This window comes from Pseudomonas sp. 9_2_1 (assembly GCF_059295275.1).
This window is the reverse complement of sequence record NZ_CM181239.1, coordinates 2,371,935-2,392,092: the sequence shown is the minus strand read 5'-3', so window position 1 is coordinate 2,392,092 and position 20,158 is coordinate 2,371,935. Positions and strand designations below refer to the sequence as shown.

The following is a 20,158-nucleotide window of genomic DNA, read 5'->3' as shown; positions in this document are numbered from 1 at the left end:
TGTAAGGGCGGGCCTCCCTTCGCCCTACGACAGCGCCGCACCCGCAAACCAGAGGAGGGTCAAGCCAGCCAGAATGCCTGCCTGCAACGCATCATTCCACGCCTGATCACGGCACCCTGAAACCAGCTGGCCAGCCCCGTCTGCAGGCGAATACTGCGATGTGCTGTATGGTTACCTGCTAAGCGAATGCAGATTTCCCGGAGACAAGCATGCTTCGTATCTTTGAACAACGGCTCGACCCCTTCCCCCCTGACGAGGCGCCACCGCCACCGGTTGGCCTGATGCGCTTCCTGTGGGCCTGCACCCGGGGCGCCCGTGGCTACATCCTGGCGCTTGCCTTGCTCAGTGCCGGCGTGTCGATCTACGAAGCCTGGCTGTTTGCCTTTCTCGGCCAGGTGGTCGACCTGCTGTCGGCCTGGCAGGCGGGTGGCGCAGCAAGCGCCCAGGAAAGCAGCGCACTGTGGGGCATTGGCATCGTGCTGCTGGTCAGCATCGGCCTGGTGGCGTTGCGCACGATGGTTCAGCACCAGGTCCTCGCGATCAACCTGCCGCTGCGCCTGCGTTGGGACTTTCACCGGCTGATGTTGCGCCAGAGCCTGTCGTTCTTCTCCGACGAATTTTCTGGCCGGGTCACCACCAAGGTGATGCAGACGGCGCTGGCGGTGCGCGAAGTGCTGTTCACCGTCATCGAAATCCTGCCCGGTATTGGCGTGTATTTCATTGCCATCATTGCCCTGGCCGGTGGCTTCGCCCTGAAGCTGATGTTGCCGTTCATTGCCTGGCTCCTGCTGTTCGGGCTGGCCATGCTGTATTTCGTGCCACGCCTGGGCAAGGTCGGCCAGGAACAAGCCAATGCCAGATCGTCGATGACCGGGCGGGTGTCCGACGCCTATACCAACATCACCACGGTAAAGCTGTTCTCCCATTCCAAGCGCGAAGCGCACTTTGCCCGCGCTGCCATGGAAGACTTCAAGCAGACCGGTTTTCGCCAGATGCGCCTGGTCAGCCAGTTCGAGATCGTCAACCAGGCGCTGGTGGTGGGTTTGATCTTTGGCGCGGGCGGTTATGCCCTGTGGCTGTGGCACCAGGGCCAGGTCGGCACCGGAGCCGTGGCGGCGATTACGGCCATGGCCTTGCGCATCAACGGCATGTCGCACTGGATCATGTGGCAGATGACCTCGCTGTTCGAAAACATCGGTACCGTGCAGGACGGCATGGCCACCCTCACCCGCGGGCCCAAGGTGCAGGATGCGCCAGGTGCCGGTGAGCTGGTGACACGCGGTGGCGCGGTGACTTTCGACAAGGTCGGCTTCAACTACAACGGCGAGCGGCAGGTGCTCAACGATCTGAGCCTGCACATCCGCCCGGGTGAAAAAGTCGGGCTGGTCGGCCGCTCCGGGGCGGGCAAGTCTACCTTGATCAACCTGCTGCTGCGCTTCTACGACGTTGACAGTGGTGAAATCCTCATCGACGGGCAGAACGTGGCCAAGGTCACCCAGGACAGCCTGCGCAGCGCCATCGGCATGGTCACCCAGGACACCTCGCTGCTGCACCGCTCGATTCGCGACAACATTGCCTATGGCCGTCCCGATGCGACCGAGGCGCAGATCCGTGCCGCTGCTGCCAATGCCCAGGCCGATGGTTTCATCAGCCAGCTCAGCGACCGCCAAGGCCACAGCGGTTACGACACCTTGGTGGGTGAGCGCGGCATCAAGCTCTCCGGCGGCCAGCGCCAGCGCATCGCCATTGCCCGGGTGATGTTGAAGAACGCGCCGATCCTGCTGCTGGACGAAGCCACCAGTGCGCTGGACTCGGAGGTGGAAGTGGCGATTCAGGAAAGCCTGGATGAAATGATGCAGGGCAAGACTGTCATCGCCATCGCTCACCGGTTGTCTACCATCGCGGCCATGGACCGGCTGATCGTGATGGATGAAGGGCGCATCATCGAGCAAGGCACCCACGCCGAGTTGCTGGCAAAAAACGGCACCTACGCGCGGCTGTGGCAGCACCAGAGTGGCGGGTTCCTGGGTGAGGACCAGGGTGTGGCCGAGGCAGTGGAATAGGCCTTGGCGCTGCTGGCGCTCAGTCCAGAACCGGCCGCAGCAACGCCTGAGCCTCATACAAGGGCGGCAGATAGCGCAAGCGTATTTCATCAACACTCAACCGCGATGCGTGGGTGGTGATGGTCAGCGTGGCTTTCAGCCGCCCGGCCCGGTCCAGTAGCGGCACACCCAGCACGCGCATGCCGATTTCGTACTCCTGGTCAACGATACAGAAGCCCTGCCCCTTGATCCGCTGCAAATCTGCCTCCAGCTGCTGCCGGTCAGTCTGGGTGTAAGGCGTCAAGGCGCGCAGCGGGTTACGCGCAAAGTAGCCATCCCGCTCACCTTCATCCAGCCAGGCCAGCCAGATGCGCCCACTGGCGGTGCAATGCATCGGCACCCGCGAACCAGGCCTGATCGACAACGAAGCCACATGGCTGTAGCGGCTGCGCACCAGGTGGATGATTTCGTCACCATCGCGGGTGCCCACCGACACGTGTTCCTGGGTCTGCCGTGCCACCTGCTCGACAATCGGCCGCAGCATGCGCGGCAGTTGCGCCGAGTCCACATAGGCCTGGCCGATGCGCAGGGCCTTGGGCGTCAGCCAGTATTCGCGGCTGTCGGTTTCGGCAAAACCTTCGTGCACCAGCGTCAACAGAAAGCGCCGTGCGGCACTTGGGGTAAGGCCTGACAACCTGGCGGCCAGCGGCACGCTGAGGCGCGGCTGCTCGACGCTGAACAGCTGCATCAGCGCCAGGCCTTTTTGCAACCCGGCGATGAGATCACGAGGGTGGATTTCTGGAATGGTCACGGAATCGGCTCACAAGCAGGATGCGAAAACGGCGATTAATTCGATAATCGCAACATGGATGCGATTATCGCATTAACTGCCACTCCCGCGCATTGTTGCACACGCGCTGCTGCATCAGGCTTGCCTCCACAACAACGCCAAGAAGGAGGTCAGCATGATTCGTGGTTCAACGGAACTGGTCGCTATCGTCGGTTCGCCCATCGCCCAGGTGAAGTCCCCGGAAAACTTCAACACCTGGTTTGCCCACAACAATTGCAACCTTGCCATGCTGCCCATCGACCTGCAGGAAACGGCGCTGGACAGCTTTGCCGGCAGCCTGCGCGGCTGGCAGAACCTGCGCGGTTGCGTAGTTACCGTGCCTTACAAGCAGGCCCTGGCCAGCCGCCTGGACGGCCTGAGCGAGCGTGCGGCCGCACTGGGCTCGGTCAATGTGATCCGCCGCGAGCGTGACGGCCGCCTGCTGGGCGACAACGTGGATGGCGCCGGTTTTCTGGGGGCCGCGCGCAAGCATGGCTTTGAGCCGACCGGCAAACGGGCGCTGGTGATTGGCTGCGGCGGAGTCGGCAGTGCCATTGCCTATGCACTGGGCGAGGCCGGCATCGCCAGCATTACCCTGCATGACCCCAGCGCCATGCGAATGGGCGCGGTATGCGAGCTGCTCGGCAATGCCTTCCCCGAAATCGCTATCAACACGCAGTTCTATGGCCTGGAGGACTTCGACCTGGTCGCCAACGCCTCCCCCGTCGGCATGGGCGCAAGCGCGGAGCTGCCGCTGTCAGCCGCCCTGCTGGCCACCTTGCAGCCCGACACCCTGGTGGCCGATGTAGTCACCTCGCCCGAGATCACCCCACTGCTGAACCGGGCACGCCAGGTAGGCTGCGCGATCCAGACCGGGCCGCAAATGGCCTTCGCCCAACTCGGCCACCTCGGCGCATTCATGGGCGTCACGCCGCTGGAGATCTGAAGCCATGGCAACTCTCGAACACAGCGTTGACCTGATCGTCCTCGGCAGCGGCGCCGGCGGCTTGGCTGCCGCCGCCACGGCCGCCCGCCGCGGGCTCAAGGTACTGGTGGCGGAAAAGGCCGGGCAGTTTGGCGGTACCTCGGCGATTTCCGGCGGGGCGGTGTGGCTGTACGGCACCGACCAGGCCCGTGCCGCTGGCGCCGAGGACTCACCCGCAGCCATGCGCACCTATCTTGAACATGTCATTGGCGATGGCTACGACCCCGCCCTGGTCGATGCCTTCATCGAGCACGGTCATCAGGCGCTGCGCTGGCTGGAGCAGCACACCGAACTGCGCTACAGCCTGCGCCCACACTCGCCGGATTATTACCCGGATGCGCCCGGCGCCACCCAGTTCGGTCGGGCGCTGGAAATGGTCGAGTACGACGGCAAGCACCTTGGCCCGCGTTTCAAGGACTTGAAAATGCCACCGCCTGGCATGCTGCTGTTCGGCGGCATGATGGTCAACCGCGTGGATATCCAGCACTTCCTAAACCTACGCCGCTCGCCCGGGTCACTGTGGCATTGCCTGAAGCTGATGGCGCGCTATGCACGGGACCGCCTGCACCACCCGCGTGGCACCCGGCTGACCACCGGCAACGCGTTGATCGCGCGCCTGGCCACCAGCGCATTCGCCCACGGCGCGCAGCTGTGGTTGCGCAGCGAGGCACTGGAGCTGATCGTCGAACGCGGCGCGGTGACAGGCGTGGTGGTGCAGCGCGAGGGCCGCCGTGAGCGGGTACTGGCCCGCGGCGGTGTGGTGTGCGCCATGGGTGGGTTCGCTGCCGGCGCGCTGGCTGCCAGCTACCGCCCAGCCCTGGGTGTGTCGCACCTGAGCATGTCGCCATGCAGCAATGACGGGGCCGCCTTGCGCCTTGGTCAAGCTGTGTCGGCAGCCGTGGGCGAGGGCCTGGCGGCCAATTTCTTCTGGGCACCGGTTTCTGAACTGCGCCATGCCGGTGGCGAGCGCGAGCGCTTTCCGCATCTGGTCACCGACCGCGCCAAACCAGGGGTGATCGCGGTGGACCCAAGCGGGCGCCGCTTCGTCAACGAGTCCGACTCGTACCACCACTTTGTGCAGACCATGTTCGCCAAAGGCATTGCCAACTGCTGGCTGGTCTGCGATGCCGAGGCGATGAACCGTTACGGGCTCGGTCTGGCGCGACCAAAACCGGTGAAAAACCAGGCGTTGATCGACGCCGGCTATCTGTACCGCGCCGCAACGCCGCAAGCCCTGGCCCAGGCGATCGGCATCGACCCGCAGGTATTCGCAACGACCCTGGAGCAGTTCAACAGCGATGCCCGCAACGGCATCGACCGCGCGTTCGACAAAGGCGGCAACAGCTACAACCGCTACATGGGCGACCCGCAGCACACGCCCAACCCGTGCCTGGCGCCGCTCGCCAGCGGCCCCTACTACGCCATCCGCGTCCACACCGGCGACCTCGGTTCGGCCTGCGGCCTGGTAACCGACGTCAATGCCAACGTACTGGACCGCAACGCTCAGCCCATCAGCGGGCTCTACGCAGTCGGCAACGACATGAACTCGATGATGAAAGGCACGTACCCAGGCCCCGGTATCACCCTGGGTCCCGCCCTCACCTTCGGCTGGCTCGCTGCCAACCACATCACCGCGCGCCTGCAGGCGCCGACCACTCAAACGGAGACTCACGCATGTACTACGAACTGAGAACCTACACCCTCGATCCGCTGAAAATGGCTGACTGGCTGGCCCTGTACCAGAGCCACGCGCTGGAAGTACAAAGCGAGCACCTGGGCAACCTGGTCGGCTTCTTTACCAGTGAGTTCGGCGACGCCAACCAGGTGGTGCACATGTGGGGCTATGCCAGCCTCGACGAGCGTATGGCACGGCGCGCCGCCATGGCTGCAGACCCGCGCTGGGCGGAGTTTTCGCGGCGCAACCGCGAGCTGGGTGCAGTACTGCACCTGCAGTCACGGCTGCTGCGGCCCACCGGCTTTTCGCCGCTGCAGTAAGCGCACGCCCTTTCTTTCAATGCCTGAGCGAAACCCCACATGCATCCCCTCGAATGTGACGTACTCGTCATCGGCTCTGGCGCCTCTGGCCTGGCTGCCGCCGTTACTGCCGCGCACCACGGCCTGCAGGTGATCGTCGCAGACAAAGCCAGCCAGCTGGGCGGCACCAGCGCCTGGTCGGGGGGCTGGTTGTGGATACCACGCAACCCGCTCGCCATCGCCGACGGCATCGTCGAAGCCGACGATGCCCCGGAGCGCTACCTGCGTGCGCAAACCCACAGCTGTGAGCTGGACGCGCGCCAGCGTGCGTTCCTGCAGCATGGGCCGGAAATGGTGGCGTTTTTCCAGCAACACACTGCCGTGCAGTTCCAATCCGGCAACCGCATGCCCGACATGCACGAAGGCGACGGCAGCGCACGCGGCGGCCGGTCGCTGTGTGCGCTGCCTTTCGATGGGCGCCTGCTTGGGCCTTGGCTGCACAGGTTGCGCCCGCCGCTGGATATCGTCAGCCTGGCCGGCATGGGCATCGCCGGTGGGGCAGACATGGCTGCTTTCTTCAACGCCACGCGCTCGCCCAAGGCCGCATGGCATGTCGGCAAGCGCCTGCTGCGCCACGGCCGTGACCTGATGCTGTACCGTCGCGGCCGGCAATTGGTCAATGGCAACGCACTGGTGGCACGCCTGCTGCGCAGCGCCCTTGACCTTGGCGTCACGCTGCTGACTGACAAGCCGGCCAGCCGCCTGCTGGGTGACGGGCGGGTCAATGGCGCGGCGTTCGCCGACGGCCAGGTGATCCACGCCCGCCGGGGTGTGGTGCTCGCCTGCGGTGGCTTCGCGCATGATCGTCAGCGCATCGCGCAACTGATGCCGCACGCGCCGGACGGTGTGCAGCATTACTGCGCAGCGCCCAGGGAAAACAGCGGTGACGGCCTGCGCCTGGGCGAGCAAGCTGGCGGCCGGATCGGCACCCCATTGTCCCAGGCTGGCGCCTGGGCACCGGTATCCAAGGTGCCGTATGGCGATGGCCGTTTCGGCCACTTTCCGCACCTGATCGACCGCGCAAAACCTGGCTTTATCGCCGTGCGTCGCGACGGCCGACGCTTCGTCAACGAAGCGGATTGCTACCATGACTTCATGAATGCACTGTTCGCCGCTACGCCACAGGGAGAGCCTTACGAGGCATGGTTGATCTGCGACCACGCCGCACAACGTCGCTATGGCATCGGCTGGGCAAAACCCTTCCCCTTCCCTACTCGCTATTATCAGCGCTGCGGCTATTTGCACAGCGGCCGCACGCTGGCGCAACTGGCGCAGCGCTGCGGGATCGACGCTGGGCAGTTGCAGCGCACGGTAGAGGGTTTCAACCACCATGCGGGCCAGGGTGAAGACCCAGCCTTCCAGCGCGGGGCTTCAGCCTACAACCAGGCGCAGGGCGAACCGTTGCAGGCCCCCAACCCGTCGCTGCGGCCGCTGCTGCACGGGCCGTTCCATGCGGTGAAACTGCTGCCGGGCAGCCTGGGTACCTTTGCCGGCCTGGCGACCGACAGTTCGGCCCGCGTGCTGGACCACGCGGCGCAGCCGATTCCCGGGCTGTATGCGGTGGGCAACGACATGCACAGCGTGATGGGCGGGCATTATCCCAGCGGCGGCATTACCCTTGGGCCGGGGATGACGTTCGGTTACCTGGCCGGCAGGGGGCTGAGCGGGTTGTAGTCCTCCATCTGCCTTGTGCAGCTAATCGGGCTTATCAAGGCCGGTCATACCATTCCCCAACCTGGGTCACGATGGGTGGCTGTTGCAGCAGGCCGCGTGGCAACCGGAAGCCCTTGAACGGTTGCTGGGTAATGGGATTGAAAGCCTTCTCGGCGTTGAGCCGATAGCGCATCACCCCATCGCCGGTCCTGAAGCTCAGGTCCACGCTGGTCGCGGTCCGCCCGTTGAGCGAGCCGCGGCTCAACAAGCGGAACATCGACCATGGGCCGCGGTACTCCAGGCTACTGCTATTGCCATTGTTGCGGAGCAAGGTCAGGTTGCTGCGCACGTGCTGGCCCAGGGTGTTGGGCCAGACAACACCGGTAATCTGGCTCGGGCCATGGGTGTAGGAGATCAACTGGCCATCCAGGTCCAGCAGGCTGGTGCGTTGATTGGCACTCAGCCCCAGCGGCTCGATGCTGAATTGCACACTCAGGTTGCCGCGCTGATCGAAAAAGGTTTCGCGGACGCGCTCTGCCAACGCCAACTGCTCGATCACATCGCTGCGGATCAACGACTGCCCCTGCTGACCGGATTGCAGGGCTTCCAGGTTTTCCTTCAGGAACACCTTCAGGTACTGATCATTGAACTGCTGCAGGCGCCCCTTCGGCCCAAAGAACGCTTCGAAATCATCCAGAGAAGCATCGCTCCCGCTCACTAAAAAGGGGTAGCGACCTGCGAGCCGTTGCTGGAAGAAACTGTACACCTGCGTATCCCAGCGACGCTCCAACTCGCGCAGTGCTTCGACATTCAATACCTGGGCAGTCTGATAAGCCACTTTTCTGACCTGGTGATTGAGCGGCTCCGGCAAGCCGGTGGCCACCCGCTGCAAGCTGCTGATCGGGTCGTGCCCGGTCATCGAAAAGCGCTGATGCACCGCCTGCAATGCCGCCTTGCCGCGGTCCGGGCTGTCCTGCACCGCCTTGGCATAGTCGTGAACGGCCACGATGGCGGCGACGGTTTCATCGTGGTAGCTCGGTTTTTCGGCGGTTACCTGCAACATGGCAGCCAGCCCAGCGAATGCACGTTGAATAGCCATCGCCTGCTGTTGCTCGGGTCTGCTGCTTGCTGGCCGCTGTATCGTTGCCTCGCTCGGCGTCTGAACATCCACTGGCGATGAAAACGCGGTGTTTTCCCGCACCGCATCCAGCAGCCGGTGCAACGGCGCAGCGGGGCCGGTCAACTGCTCCAGAACTGCCACTGCATGATCCAGATCAGCAAAGTCAGCCACCGTAAAGGCATTCAAGGCACGCCGCCAGCTGTCAATATAATCGGCGCTGTAAAGGTTGCTCAGGCGTTCGGTGAGCGCATGCCGGTCGCTCTCCGAATAATCGAGGTGGTCGCGCTCACCCAGCGCCCATTGGTCGATCATTGCCATGTCGGCGAACTGCTGACTGCGTGGCTCAAAGTACTCCCTGAACCCTTTGGCGGTGAGCAACGGCGAAAGCAGCACGCTATTGTCGCCATCGCTGACCCCGGCAGACGGCCGGTACACCACATCGAAAGCTGGGCCCACCTGATGCCGCAGGTCGAGGCCGCTGTGCAGTTGCTCCCCGGCCTGGCGTTTGAGACCTGCATAGACCCGCTCGGGCAGTGGCACCTTGCGTAATGCTTGCTGCACCGCTGCGATTTCCTGGCGATACTGCGGCAGATCGGTATCGACATAGGCCAATGCGTATTTCAGGTGGTGCATCAGGTCGCGTTGCAGTTGCCCCTGGCCCGGGAAAGCCTGCTGCCAAATGCGGGCCATCCAGTCCTCTACCCATTCAGGCCGACGGTTCTGCCGGTCCTCAAGCATGCGGTAAACCCTGAGCGCGGCCATTTGCTGCTCGCTGCCCGGGGGAGCAGCGTTCATGGCATCGACCACTCCGCTGGCCAAGGCCGGCAAGAAGCGCCTGGAGAGTAAACTCAGGTAAGCCTCATCGACCCGAGGCCCGATAGCGCGGCCCTGATACAGGCCAACATCGGCAACACCCGGCCAGGCAGCGCGATAGTCGCCAAACACCGCGACAGCATCGCGAATCTGGTCCAACGGCTCCAGCAGGTTCCGCCCGGTCGAGTCCAGGTGCGGGTCCACTTCCTGACGACTGTACGCCTGGCTCTTGGCAAGTACGCCGACTGCCTTGGTACTGTTGATATCAAAATAGCGTTGCCAGCTGGCGATGACGACACAGAATGCCAGAGCACCTACACCAGACCCTACCCAGAACAACTGGCGCTTGCTGCGCGCAACCTTGGTATTGTCCCCACCAAGCCCGGCTTCCGGGTAAATGACACGCCTGAAGGCCTGTTCAATGAAGTAGACCAGCGCCTTGCCTTGCGCCTTGCCTTCACGCAAGGGAAGTTTTGTCTGGTAGGGCTGTGCCGCCTCGCGGACGAAAGCGTTGAGCATGTCGCCTTGTTGCACGACCGACGACCAATACACGCCGCGGACCAACGCAGGCGTGGTGAAACGGTCACTCGCCAGCGTTTCCTGCAGAAAGCCCAGCAGTATCGGGCGCAGCCCGATCATCTGTGCATGCAAAGAGTACAAGCGCCCCCGCAAGGGGGCGCTGCCCAGCCTATCGAGCTGGTCAACGAGCTGCTCGAACAATTGCTTGAGCAGGTGATCGTAGTACTCGCGATATTCGTCCAGCCAGGCGTCATACGAATCGACTGTATCCAGCTTGAACGTGAACCCCAGCATGTGTTCGCGCTTGGCGGCCGAGTGCTTGCTGAACGCTTGGTCAAAGCCGTCCAACAGGTCGAACTTTGTCAGCACCACATACAAGGGGAGACGCGAGCCAAGCTGGCTGCTTACCTCGTACAGACGCGTGCGCAGGACGTAAGTCAATGCAACACGTTGTTCGGGCGTACCATGCAGCAGCGCAGGCAAGTCGACTACCAGAATCAAGCCGTTGAGCGCTCGCTGGCTACGATTTCGCAGCAACCAGCCCAGCAAATGCTGCCACAATCTGGCCTGGGTTTCGGCCGTTGTCGAACCACCCGGCGCGGCGGCTTGACTGATCAAAGCACCCGGCGGATCGATGATCACGGCATCATCACTGACCCACCAGCCCACCGGGTAAGCAAGCACCTCAGCCAGTTGGGCTCGTGCCTGGGCCCTGTCGATGCGGGTCAGGGAAAAGCACTGATCGGTGTGGTCGATGAAACTGCTTTTACCGGCGTGTTCAGCACCCAGCACCAGATACCAGGGCAACTGGTACAAGGCACGCTGGCCGCCGACATTGTCCAGGTAACGGGCGAGGTCTTGGCTCAAGGCCTTGTCTTGAGCCAGGATAAACGGCAATGAACAATCCAGCTCGGCGGCCACTGCTTGCTGGCGTTCCGCTTGCAGCCGGCGAAAGCGCGTGCGCAGCACAATGAGCCAGCACAGGAGTGGTATCAGGACCAGCATCAGGCTAGCCACACTTCGATTGGCCACACTTGCCAGCGGCTGATGCTCGCGCCAGGTCCATTCCGGGCCGAGCCACCAGATGGCAACCAGCATCAGCACTGCGCCAAGCCCAAGCAGCATGGGCATCGCCAAGCCGATACATGTCATCAGCGGCAAGCCCCAACGTATGAGTTGCTTAAATTTCAGATTCATCGAGGCTCCTGCTCCTTGTTCCGATCGGCCAACGCTGTGGGGGCTGCGTACTGCTGCAGCCGCTGAAACACTTCGGGCTCCCACGCATCGGCGGTGGTGTTCTGCATGGTCCTGGCCACGCCGCTGCACAAGTCCTGGGCCAACCAGGACACGCCTCGAGTAGCCAGCAGGTCTGCCGCAATCACCGTGGTGTGGCAACGCTCACGGGGGGTGTCGAGATTCGCCTGCATGCCCTGCAGTTTGAGAAGTAACGGTTCGATGCCACCGTTTTCCAGCTGGCTAATCAGCTCCTCGCGCAGGTTGGCGAACGCCTGAGAGGCCGCACCGGGTTCGGATCGCCCTTGAGCCCCTTTGAGCCAGGCCAGGCACTGGTCGTCGACAAACCCCACGCCGTCGCTGAAGCACAATCGCTGCAACGCAGGCAGGCGCTGGACGAACCGTGCGCTTGCAGACCTGATGGCCTCCGCGACTTCGCCCATCGCCAATCGGGCAGCGACGGTTGCTGCCAGGTAACTGCCGCGAATCCAGTAGGGGCTGGCCGTGACACTTTTTTCAATACGCTGGAGCAGCGCAGGGTCAACCGCCGAGCTGGATATGGCGTCTTCATAGAACCCGACAATATCCACTGGCACCGCCATCAACTCGGTACGGTTGCCCTGCCGTGCCTGGGGGGCAGCCTGAATGTGGGCCCACAAGCCAAAACGACGTAGCTGGTAGCCGACGGGGTCGTAGGGGTCCTGTTGATTGATGTGCTCGGCCATGATCAGCACGGCGCGCCGTGTTTCACGTTCGTTGCCCATCGACACGGCGGACTTTGGCGTGGCCATGACCTCGGCCAACGAAGCGGGTCTGCTGATGGGTGAAGGAGTGATGGGCTCTGCAGGCTGGCCTGCGCCCTCGGCAAGATCCATGTGCATGAGTAGCAGGCGCTGCAAATCGCTCAGCACAGCTGGATCCAGCTGCGTGGCAGCCTGCAGCGGTTGCATGCGCAGCAACGCAGCCTGCGCTGCCGCTGCATGGTCCCGGCTGTAGGTAAAGCGATCGAGACGCGGTAGCGCTTCGATCAGTCGATTGAGCATCAGGCCTGCGAGCTTGCGCTTGGCCAGATAGCCTTTGGGACCTGGCTTTGGATGAGCGGCCTCCCAGTAGCATTCAAGCATACCGGCCAGCAACGCCAGGGTGAGTGCCCAGCGCTCCCAGCAACCGTTGCGCAGCCAGGCCACACCCAGGTGGGCGACGATGCGCAGGTGCTTGCACTGCTGGCCGAGGTAATGGCGGGCGGCCTCGTCGATGTAGGCCCAGTCGATTGAAGACTCCTGCAACCCACCCAGCTTGACCATCTCCTGGTCGATGGCCTGGTATGTTTCATCCTCCACGTCAAACAGGCCAGCCGGCGTTGCCGGATCGATCGGCGCGAGCAGCCGGCTGATTTCCGCTTCGGATCCACCCGTTACCAGCGACATGTGCTGCGCGCCTTGGTGATCAGTGCGTCCAGCCCCTGCGCGTCGAACATCAGGCCATCAATCACAGGGTTGTCGCTGAGCACCTGTATCCGTCCTGCACCGATCAGTTTCCTGATCTGTTCGATGGCTGGCAGCCCCCGCCCCGCGTCGAGGACCTGGCCGTTTTCCATCACCTGCCACGGCGTTGCAACCGTGGATCCGCGCATCCCTTGCAGTTGTACCTTGGCCCGCTTCGCTTCCAACGGCTGACCCGTGATCAGCTGGAGCCTGGAGATGCTCTCGATACAACTGATAGCTAGGTAAGGGCGGGGCTCGACAGACGCGATTGCCGGTGCTGATATCACCAGACCCTGCACTTGCCAATCCTCCGCGCGAGTACTCGTGATGAAGGTCAGATCATCTGGCCCACGCGCGTTTTCATTGGCCAACACGCGCAGAACGCTGGGGGCCTCCTGCTCCGGGGCGGACCACTGCCGCTTCGGGGCATATGCAGGCGTTTTTGCAGCTTGATCAAAACAAGCCAGACGCTCCACGTTTGACACTATCCCAGGACAGTCCCGGGTAGGGTTCGCCAACGCCGACGAAACAAAAACCAGCGATAGCAGAGTAAAACCACCGGTAGCATGGGCGATCATAGTGAGTCCACCTTCCTTCGCAACAGCACATATTCACTACTTATAAATTCTCTCTTTCCTACAACCCATATGACTTAGTCAACTTGAACAAAGCAAGCACGACTCATCAAGTCATGCGCAATCGTCTGCAGCCTAGCCCATCACAAAACTCGAATACATAAAAATATTATCTTACACTTTCTCGCTCGACTATTTTCGCACTTCAAGCGCATGGTTTTTATGCGAGAAAAACTTTCAACAAGTCACTCACCGGCACCCACCCACAAATACGTAGGAAACTTCCTACATATGGAAAGCCTATATAAACGGACATATAACCATGAGCAAATCTACCGGATCCGTGGCGCCAAAAGAGCGCATAAACATCAAGTATGTTCCCACGACCGGCAACGAACAGGCCGAAGTAGAGCTGCCGCACAAAATGCTGGTGCTGGGCGACTTCGGCCTGGATGACGACCGAGCACTGGAAGACCGTCCGGTCATGCGCATCGATAAACACACGTTCAACAACGTGTTGAATGATGCCGACGTTCGCATGGACATGTCAGTGCCCTGCCTGCTCAGCGCGACCGCCGATGCCGAGCTGGCGGTCAACCTGCAGTTCAAGTCGATCGACGACTTCGGCCCCGATCAGATCGCCCGCCAGGTACCGGCGTTAAATCAGTTGCTGGAGCTACGCGAAGCGCTGGTGGCGCTGAAAGGGCCATTGGGCAACGTCCCTGCTTTCCGCAAGCAACTGCAGCACTTGCTCAATGACGAACAAGCGCGCAAGCGGCTCGCCCACGAACTGGACCTGGTGCTCGAGGCGCCCAAAGCAGACTGAGACAACGGAGCGTCCCCATGTCAAAGCCAAGCAATGCAACTGTCATCTCTGAAACAGCTGCCGATGTGTCGAGCAATGCCACTTTGCTCGACCAGATCATGGCCGAAACAAAGTTGGCGCCCACGCAAGAGGGCTATCAAGTTGCCCGCCAGGGCGTTTCTGCCTTTATCACCGAAATCCTCAAAAGCAATGATCCAGATCAATTAATCAATAAGCATCGCGCCGACCAGATGATTGCAGAGCTGGATCGAGTGCTCAGCAAACAGATGGATGCAATTCTGCATCAGCCGGCATTCCAGCAGCTTGAGTCATCATGGCGCAGCCTGAAACTTCTGGTCGACCGTACTGACTTCCGTGAAAACATCAAGCTTGAGCTGTTACATGTCAGCAAAGAAGAGCTGCTCGATGACTTCGAAAACGCGGCTGACATCACTTGCAGTGGCATCTACAAACACGTTTACACCGCAGGTTATGGCCAGTTTGGTGGCGAACCTGTGGCGGCCATGGTTGGCAACTACAATTTCGGCCCCTCTTCACCCGATATCAAGTTGCTCAGTTACATGGCTTCGGTCGGCGCCATGTCGCATGCGCCATTCCTCGCAGCCCCCTCCCCCGAGTTTTTCAACCTCGCAAGCTTCGAAGAGCTGCCCAACCTCAAGGAGATCAAGGACATTGTCGCCGGCCCGCGGCATGCCAAATGGCGTGCATTCCGTGACAGCGAGGATGCCCGCCACGCAGCGTTGACCGGTCCGCGCTTCATGCTCCGCTCTGCCTATCACCCTCAAGAACACTCGATCGAAAGCTTCGGCTATGAAGAGAACATCGACGGGCGACACGACAACTATTTATGGGGCAATTCCGCCTTCCTGCTGGCCAGTTGCATCAACGACAGCTTTGCCCGCTATCGCTGGTGCCCGAACATCATTGGCCCACAGTCGGGCGGTGCCGTCGAAGACCTGCCCGTGCACCTGTACCAATCCCTCGGCCAGTTGCAGGCAAAGATTCCTACCGAGGTGCTGATCTCCGACCGCAAGGAATTCGAGCTGGCCGAAGAAGGCTTCATCGCCCTGACCATGCGCAAGGACAGCGACAACGCCGCGTTCTTCTCGGCCAATTCGGTGCAGAAACCGAAGCACTTTCCCAAGACACCGGAAGGCCTGCAGGCGCAGACCAACTACAAGCTCGGCACCCAGCTGCCGTACCTGTTCATCGTCAACCGCCTGGCCCACTACATCAAGGTGCTGCAGCGCGAGCAGATCGGCAGCTGGAAAGAGCGCAAAGACCTCGAATCCGAGCTCAACAAGTGGATCAAGCAGTACGTCGCCGACCAGGAGAACCCTTCGGCCGATGTTCGCAGTCGTCGCCCGCTGCGGGCGGCCAAGGTAGAAGTCTCGGACGTGGCCGGTGACCCGGGCTGGTACCAGGTATCGCTCGCCGTGCGCCCGCACTTCAAGTACATGGGCGCCAACTTCGAGATCTCCCTGGTCGGGCGGCTCGATACGCCATGAGCAGCTTGTTTGATCGCCTGATGGCGGACCCGTCCGTCGCCCGAAACCCGACCCGCCAGGAGAACGCTTTGCACAAATTCGCCGCCATCAAGCGTCATCTGGAAACGTTGCTCAACGCCCGCCAGGGTTGCTCGCAGAGCAGCCCTGAGCTGGGCCTGAGTGACTTCAACGGGCATGACGCGAGCAGCGGCGACCTGCTGGGGCAAGTGAGCGCCGATATCCGCCACACCCTTCAGCGTTTCGAACCGCGCATCAAGGTGCGAACCCTCAAGGCAGTACCCGATTGCCATGCCCCGCTGGAGTTGCACTTCAGGCTGGACTGCCAGGTGCAGGTCAATGACCACACAGAGCAGCTGCAACTGGAGCTGCTGGTCAATGGGCACAACCGCTACACCCGCGTGAGGTGACCCATGTCTCTGAAAGATCGATTCAGCGAAGAACTGCGTCACCTGCACGAACTGGGCAACGACTTCGCCAGGGACAACCCGCAACTGGCGCGGTGGCTGGGCAAAGGCGGGAGCGACCCCGATGTCGAACGCCTGATGGAAGGCTTTGCGTTCCTCACGGCCAAGCTGCGGCTGAAACTGGAAGACGACCTGCCGGAGTTGACCCACCCCATGCTGCAGCTGCTGTGGCCCAACTACCTGCGGCCATTGCCCAGTGCCACGATCGTCCAGTTCACAGCGCGCAAGCAGTCGCTCAGCCAGTCACAGCAGATTCCCAAGGGGTCGCGGTTGTTCTCGAAACCTGTTGACAACGTGGCCTGCGAGTTTCGTACCTGCACGCCGGTAACTATTCATCCGTTCGACATCGACACGGTAGCCACAACCCAGACCCTCGACAGCGCGGTGGTGCGCATCGACCTGCAGCCTCTGGTCGAGCGGCCCCTGGATACCTTGGAATGCGCCAGTCTCGACTTCCACCTTGGCGGCGATGACCTTACCGCTCGCACGTTGTATCTGTGGATCTCTCAATACCTCAAGCACATCAGCGTCAACATCAATGGCGAAGTTCGCCGGGTGCCGGCCGATAACGTCGTCTTTTCCGGCTTCAGCCCGGACGACGCCCTGCTGCCTTATCCGCAGAACGTCTTCGATGGCTACAGGATTCTGCAGGAATACTTTCTTTTCCCACAGCGCTTTCACTTCTTCAGCGTGACCGGGCTGGCAAGGCTGTGGCCGGCACATGCCAGTCAGCAGGTGAGCATCGAGTTCCACTTCAGCCGCCAGTTACCTGCTTCGCTGCGGGTGGGCAAAGCCGATTTCAGTCTGTCTTGCACCCCGGCAGTCAACCTGTTCAAGCACAGCGCCGAACCCATCGATCTGTCCAGCGAAGCTGCCCAGGCAGAGCTCAGGCCCAAAGGCAAAGAGCAGCACGCCTACGAAGTGTTCAGCGTCGACGAGGTCATCAGCACCCGCACTACCACCGATGGCAGTATTGGCGAGCACTTGCGTACCTTTCGCCCGTTCGAATCGTTCGCCCATGAAATCGAACATCTCCAGGGGCGCACGGCGCTCTATTACCGTTACTCACTCGAGGAATCCCTGCGTGGCGATGGCGTCACGCATCGCATGGCCTTTGTGCGCGCCGATGCCAACGCCTACATCGGCGAGCTGGAAACCGCCTCTATCGAGCTGACCTGCACCAACCGCGACCTGCCGCTGGCACTGGCCATCGGTGATATCAACGTGTTCACCGAAGCCACGCCGCCCCTGGCGACCTATACCAACCTGCGCACGCCCACCCGACCCTGTCGCCCGGTGCTGGACGGCCAGTTGCAGTGGGCGCTGCTCTCCAACATGTCGCTCAACTACCTGTCGCTGCTTTCAGTCGAGCCGCTGAAGGCGGTGATCCGCGCCTATGACTTCGCCGCCTTATATGACATTCAACAGGCACGCACGACCCGCAAGCGCCTAGAAGGCATTCATGACATCCACACGCAACCCATGGACTGGCTGATCAAGGGCCAGCCCATTCGGGGCCTGCATACCCGGCTGAAGCTGGACCAGGGCGCCTTCCTCTGCGAAGGCGACCTGTACCTGTTCAGCTGCGTGCTCGCGCACTTCTTCGCCCTGTACGCCAGCCTCAATTCCTTCCACCAGCTGGAAGTGATCAACACCACCAACAACGAGCACTACACATGGCCCATCCAGACCGGCAAGCAACCGCTGATCTAGCTGACCGGCTGCTCGCCGACGCGCACCAGTACAACTTTTTCCAGTTGCTGGAGCGTCTTCACGGGCTGCACGGCGATGACCTCGAACCGCGTTGGCCCAGCGAGGCCGCCCGCCTGCGTGTACGCCTTGGCAGTGACCCACGGCTGACCTTTCCCGTGTCGGACGTGTACAAGGCCGAACGCATGCCTGGGGAACAAGAGCGCTACCGCGTGTGCACCACTTTCATGGGCCTGCATGGCACTGACTCGCCCCTGCCCAACTATTACCTGGAGCAGGTTGCCTATGAGCATGCACACGGCATCGGCGTGCGGCCGGCGTTCTTCGACTTCTTCAATCACTACGTGCTGAGCCTGCTGCACCGCATCTGGCGCAAGTACCGCTACTACATCCGCTTCCAGGCGGGTGCCACAGATGGGTTTTCACAGTACATCTTCGCCCTGCTCGGCCTGAACGACAAGCAGCTGCGCGGCGACACCCCGCTGCCCTGGAGCAGGCTGCTCAGCTTCGCCGGCGTGATCGCCAGCCGCAGCCGTTCACCCGGTACCGTCGCCGGCATCATCGCTCACTGCTTCGACCTGACGCATGTGCGGATCCGTGAGTTCGATTCGCGCTCGGTACCCACCGCCGCGAAGCAACTGGTCAGCCTGGGGCGTAGCAACGGTCAATTGGGCAGCAGCTTCATGGTCGGCAGCCGCACGTGCACACGTAGCAGCAGGTTCACCATCGTGATCAGGGAACTGGACCAGGCGCAACTGCGTGACCTGCTGCCCAGCGGCATCAACTTCGGCCGCTTGCGGGCACTGATCGATTTTTTGCTGCGTGACGGCCTGGCCTACGACCTGGAACTGCGGTTGAAGCAGAACGCGTTGTCGCTTTTCTGCCTGCACCGCAGCCAGGGCGCGTACCTGGGCTGGACCAGCTTTATCGATGACCGCCACGGCGAGATCAGCCCGGTGGTTCGATTTCGAGGACGTTCATGAGCACATTGACCTTGAGCATCATCAACATCGAACAGCTGCAGCACACCAGCAGTGCTCGGCATGAGTTCGATCGCAACGGCGGCACCATCGGTAGCAAAGGGAGCACCTGGCAAGTGGATGACCGTCAGCTGGCCATTGCCCCGATCCACTGCGAAATCCGCTGGATCGAAGGCAGTTACTGCGTCATTGACCACTGCCAGCGCACGTATCTGAACGACAGCATCGCGTGCGTGGGTGCGCATCCACCCCGGCGCCTGGGTCACGGCGATCAGCTGCGTATCGGCGCGTATCGGCTGCTGGTCCAGTGCACCGATGCCGATACGCGTTCGCTGCAAGATCTGCTCGATCCGGATAGCACGCTACTGGACCAGTGGCTAAGCGATGCGCACGCCGATGCGTGGCAACCCGAAACGCGTCCCCTACAGCCGCTCCCCGAGATCTGCTCGGCGTTCGAACCTGCGCTGGGGAATGATCCCTTGGCGGCACTGGATGCAGGGGCGGCTGCAGCGCCTACGGCGGACGACCCGCTGCAGCGCCTGCTTGCGGGAGACCGCCCATGAACCGCCAGGCGTCGTTGCTCACGCCGCTGCTGATCGCGCTGGTCGCACTGCCTGGCTGCACGTCATGGAACAGAGCCAGCCAGGTAATCAGGGACCACTCGTTGCCCATCGGCCCGCCTAGGGACCACCCCACCGAAGTCGCATTCAGCATCAACGCTAGCCCCACGATCAATGGCAACCCGAACAGCCTCGAGGTAGCACATGCATCCGAAAACGCCTTGGAGCCCAACCCCTATGCGGTCAGCCTCAGCGCCGGCGACCCCTATGCGTTGACCGAGAAAATCGGGGCCTTGTTCGAGTATCTCCAGGAGCAGTTCCCTGCGATGTCGCCCGTCGTGATGGACGAAGACCACGACCTTAATCCGCAACACTCGCCGCTTGAGGAAAGCACGCCAGGCAGCTACGGCGACCCGACGGTAGTCCTTGCACTCCCGCCCACTGCCACCGCGCCCCCTGGGCCAATCGCCACGCCGATCGCCATCAAGATCCTGCAGCTGAGCGACGACTCGCTGCTGCGCAACAGCGTGTATCAGTTGTTGCACAAAGACCCGGCCAAAGCGCTGCGCAGCAGCTACGTCCGTGATGACGACTACCTGCTGCGCCCCGGCCAGTTCAAGTTCATCCCCTTCGTGCCCATCGAGCCCGAGACCCGGTTCATCGCGGTGATTGGCGATTATACGAACCAGGAAAACGCCACTTGGCAGCAAGTGCTGCGCATCCCCCCGCGTGGCCACCAGATCGTCCTGTCGGTACGGGTCAACGACACCCAGATTCTGCTCAAGGAAGAGGACTAATGCTGCCTCTAGCCCTGCCCTTTTCG

Annotated in this window: 16 protein-coding genes; 12 read left to right on the top strand and 4 right to left on the bottom strand. The window is 62.0% G+C overall.

What is annotated here, in order from left to right:
• Positions 1-209 precede the first annotated feature (209 nt).
• Complete coding sequence (locus tag AC5O5I_RS10790) at positions 210-2,063, top strand: ABC transporter ATP-binding protein (RefSeq protein WP_172285431.1); 1,854 nt, start codon at positions 210-212, stop codon at positions 2,061-2,063.
• A gap of 19 nt (positions 2,064-2,082) precedes the next feature.
• Here AC5O5I_RS10790 and AC5O5I_RS10785 read toward each other — a convergent pair whose 3' ends face one another.
• Positions 2,083-2,853, bottom strand: a complete 771-nt coding sequence (locus AC5O5I_RS10785) for an IclR family transcriptional regulator domain-containing protein (protein WP_494512561.1) — start codon at positions 2,851-2,853, stop codon at positions 2,083-2,085.
• A 154-nt stretch (positions 2,854-3,007) separates the two neighbouring features.
• Between AC5O5I_RS10785 and AC5O5I_RS10780 the strand changes: the two genes are divergently transcribed.
• Genes AC5O5I_RS10780 through AC5O5I_RS10765 form a run of 4 tightly spaced genes read left to right on the top strand, consistent with a single transcriptional unit; the run spans position 3,008 to position 7,564 of the window.
• Positions 3,008-3,817, top strand: a complete 810-nt coding sequence (locus tag AC5O5I_RS10780; RefSeq protein ID WP_172228190.1) for a shikimate dehydrogenase family protein — start codon at positions 3,008-3,010, stop codon at positions 3,815-3,817.
• Between the two features lie 4 nt (positions 3,818-3,821).
• A complete protein-coding gene (locus AC5O5I_RS10775; RefSeq protein ID WP_494512560.1) occupies positions 3,822-5,546 on the top strand; it encodes an FAD-dependent oxidoreductase in 1,725 nt (574 codons plus the stop codon).
• On the top strand, positions 5,531-5,851 hold the full coding sequence (locus tag AC5O5I_RS10770) for an NIPSNAP family protein (RefSeq protein ID WP_172285428.1): 321 nt from the start codon (positions 5,531-5,533) through the stop codon (positions 5,849-5,851). The genes AC5O5I_RS10775 and AC5O5I_RS10770 overlap by 16 nt, the downstream gene beginning before the upstream one ends.
• A gap of 39 nt (positions 5,852-5,890) precedes the next feature.
• Positions 5,891-7,564, top strand: coding sequence for an FAD-dependent oxidoreductase (locus tag AC5O5I_RS10765; RefSeq protein ID WP_494512559.1), 1,674 nt, complete (start codon positions 5,891-5,893; stop codon positions 7,562-7,564).
• 34 nt (positions 7,565-7,598) lie between these two features.
• Here AC5O5I_RS10765 and tssM read toward each other — a convergent pair whose 3' ends face one another.
• The 3 genes from tssM to vasI are packed head-to-tail and all read right to left on the bottom strand — an operon-like array spanning position 7,599 to position 13,290.
• Positions 7,599-11,192, bottom strand: coding sequence for a type VI secretion system membrane subunit TssM (gene tssM, locus AC5O5I_RS10760; protein ID WP_494512558.1), 3,594 nt, complete (start codon positions 11,190-11,192; stop codon positions 7,599-7,601).
• Complete coding sequence (gene tssA, locus AC5O5I_RS10755; protein ID WP_494512557.1) at positions 11,189-12,655, bottom strand: type VI secretion system protein TssA; 1,467 nt, start codon at positions 12,653-12,655, stop codon at positions 11,189-11,191. The genes tssM and tssA overlap by 4 nt, the downstream gene beginning before the upstream one ends.
• Positions 12,643-13,290 (bottom strand): type VI secretion system-associated protein VasI, encoded by a 648-nt coding sequence (gene vasI / locus AC5O5I_RS10750; protein WP_494512556.1) that lies wholly within the window; start codon positions 13,288-13,290, stop codon positions 12,643-12,645. The genes tssA and vasI overlap by 13 nt, the downstream gene beginning before the upstream one ends.
• 319 nt (positions 13,291-13,609) lie before the next feature.
• Between vasI and tssB the strand changes: the two genes are divergently transcribed.
• From tssB to tssJ, 7 genes are read left to right on the top strand one after another with little or no spacing between them, the layout of a single operon-like run.
• Positions 13,610-14,113 carry a type VI secretion system contractile sheath small subunit gene (gene tssB, locus AC5O5I_RS10745; protein WP_172285423.1) on the top strand — a complete coding sequence of 168 codons (504 nt, stop codon included), beginning with the start codon at positions 13,610-13,612 and terminating at the stop codon, positions 14,111-14,113.
• A gap of 17 nt (positions 14,114-14,130) precedes the next feature.
• Positions 14,131-15,621, top strand: coding sequence for a type VI secretion system contractile sheath large subunit (gene tssC / locus AC5O5I_RS10740; protein WP_172285422.1), 1,491 nt, complete (start codon positions 14,131-14,133; stop codon positions 15,619-15,621).
• A complete protein-coding gene (gene tssE, locus AC5O5I_RS10735) occupies positions 15,618-16,028 on the top strand; it encodes a type VI secretion system baseplate subunit TssE (protein ID WP_172285421.1) in 411 nt (136 codons plus the stop codon). Before tssC ends, tssE begins: the two co-directional genes overlap by 4 nt.
• A 3-nt stretch (positions 16,029-16,031) precedes the next feature.
• Positions 16,032-17,798, top strand: coding sequence for a type VI secretion system baseplate subunit TssF (tssF, locus tag AC5O5I_RS10730; RefSeq protein ID WP_494512555.1), 1,767 nt, complete (start codon positions 16,032-16,034; stop codon positions 17,796-17,798).
• Positions 17,762-18,778 carry a type VI secretion system baseplate subunit TssG gene (gene tssG, locus AC5O5I_RS10725; protein WP_172285419.1) on the top strand — a complete coding sequence of 339 codons (1,017 nt, stop codon included), beginning with the start codon at positions 17,762-17,764 and terminating at the stop codon, positions 18,776-18,778. Before tssF ends, tssG begins: the two co-directional genes overlap by 37 nt.
• On the top strand, positions 18,775-19,338 hold the full coding sequence (locus AC5O5I_RS10720) for an FHA domain-containing protein (RefSeq protein WP_494512554.1): 564 nt from the start codon (positions 18,775-18,777) through the stop codon (positions 19,336-19,338). The genes tssG and AC5O5I_RS10720 overlap by 4 nt, the downstream gene beginning before the upstream one ends.
• The gene (gene tssJ, locus AC5O5I_RS10715; RefSeq protein ID WP_494512553.1) at positions 19,335-20,132 is read left to right on the top strand and encodes a type VI secretion system lipoprotein TssJ; all 798 of its coding nucleotides are present in this window, start codon (positions 19,335-19,337) and stop codon (positions 20,130-20,132) included. Before AC5O5I_RS10720 ends, tssJ begins: the two co-directional genes overlap by 4 nt.
• The last annotated feature ends 26 nt before the right edge of the window (positions 20,133-20,158 follow it).

What these genes read in the sequence shown, in the direction of transcription:
- AC5O5I_RS10775 (WP_494512560.1), top strand. Translation starts at nt 3,822, where the DNA reads ATGGCAACTCTCGAACACAGCGTTGACCTGATCGTCCTCGGCAGCGGC.
- tssE (WP_172285421.1), top strand. Translation starts at nt 15,618, where the DNA reads ATGAGCAGCTTGTTTGATCGCCTGATGGCGGACCCGTCCGTCGCCCGA.
- tssB (WP_172285423.1), top strand. Translation starts at nt 13,610, where the DNA reads ATGAGCAAATCTACCGGATCCGTGGCGCCAAAAGAGCGCATAAACATC.
- tssG (WP_172285419.1), top strand. Translation starts at nt 17,762, where the DNA reads ATGGCCCATCCAGACCGGCAAGCAACCGCTGATCTAGCTGACCGGCTG.
- vasI (WP_494512556.1), bottom strand. Translation starts at nt 13,290, where the DNA reads ATGATCGCCCATGCTACCGGTGGTTTTACTCTGCTATCGCTGGTTTTT.
- tssA (WP_494512557.1), bottom strand. Translation starts at nt 12,655, where the DNA reads ATGTCGCTGGTAACGGGTGGATCCGAAGCGGAAATCAGCCGGCTGCTC.
- tssF (WP_494512555.1), top strand. Translation starts at nt 16,032, where the DNA reads ATGTCTCTGAAAGATCGATTCAGCGAAGAACTGCGTCACCTGCACGAA.
- AC5O5I_RS10720 (WP_494512554.1), top strand. Translation starts at nt 18,775, where the DNA reads ATGAGCACATTGACCTTGAGCATCATCAACATCGAACAGCTGCAGCAC.
- AC5O5I_RS10765 (WP_494512559.1), top strand. Translation starts at nt 5,891, where the DNA reads ATGCATCCCCTCGAATGTGACGTACTCGTCATCGGCTCTGGCGCCTCT.
- tssM (WP_494512558.1), bottom strand. Translation starts at nt 11,192, where the DNA reads ATGAATCTGAAATTTAAGCAACTCATACGTTGGGGCTTGCCGCTGATG.
- AC5O5I_RS10790 (WP_172285431.1), top strand. Translation starts at nt 210, where the DNA reads ATGCTTCGTATCTTTGAACAACGGCTCGACCCCTTCCCCCCTGACGAG.
- AC5O5I_RS10780 (WP_172228190.1), top strand. Translation starts at nt 3,008, where the DNA reads ATGATTCGTGGTTCAACGGAACTGGTCGCTATCGTCGGTTCGCCCATC.
- AC5O5I_RS10770 (WP_172285428.1), top strand. Translation starts at nt 5,531, where the DNA reads ATGTACTACGAACTGAGAACCTACACCCTCGATCCGCTGAAAATGGCT.
- tssC (WP_172285422.1), top strand. Translation starts at nt 14,131, where the DNA reads ATGTCAAAGCCAAGCAATGCAACTGTCATCTCTGAAACAGCTGCCGAT.
- tssJ (WP_494512553.1), top strand. Translation starts at nt 19,335, where the DNA reads ATGAACCGCCAGGCGTCGTTGCTCACGCCGCTGCTGATCGCGCTGGTC.